This window comes from Corallococcus carmarthensis, assembly GCF_003611695.1.
GTDB classification, from domain to species: Bacteria; Myxococcota; Myxococcia; order Myxococcales; family Myxococcaceae; genus Corallococcus; species Corallococcus carmarthensis.
Window position 1 is genome coordinate 1 of the sequence record NZ_RAWE01000511.1, and the last position, 395, is coordinate 395.

General features: G+C 70.9%; 1 protein-coding gene. It reads right to left on the bottom strand.

Annotation, left to right across the window (positions count from 1 at the left end; translation table 11 throughout):
* On the bottom strand, positions 1-252 hold a 252-nt coding region (locus D7X32_RS44730), incomplete at its 3' end, for a hypothetical protein (protein WP_208752798.1).
* Positions 253-395: the final 143 nt, after the last annotated feature.

Sequence of the window (395 nt, forward strand, 5' to 3'; positions counted from 1 at the left end):
GTGCTCGGCGGTCCAGCGCGGCAGCTCGAACTGTCCGTCGACGGCGGCGAACACCGCGTCGGTCAGCTTGCCGGCGAAGGGCAGCACGGCCTCGGCCAGCGCGCCGCTCCCGCCGATCACCAGCGGGCCGTCCACCGGCCGTACCCGGCCGGCCTGCCAGCGCTCCAGGCGCAGCGGGGAGGGAAGGCCGACGGCGCCAACCAGGCGGCGGCCGACGGGGGAGTTGGCGAAGGCGATGTAACGATCGGTCATGGAACGGGCTCCCGGTGGAAAGGCTCCAAGGCTGAAGGTGGATTCCGCCGGCCAACGATGCCGAGGGAACGCGGGTAACAGTGTGGACAACTCTACGCAGCCACCTGTTCGCCGCAATTGACCGCGCTGACCGGGATAACGGC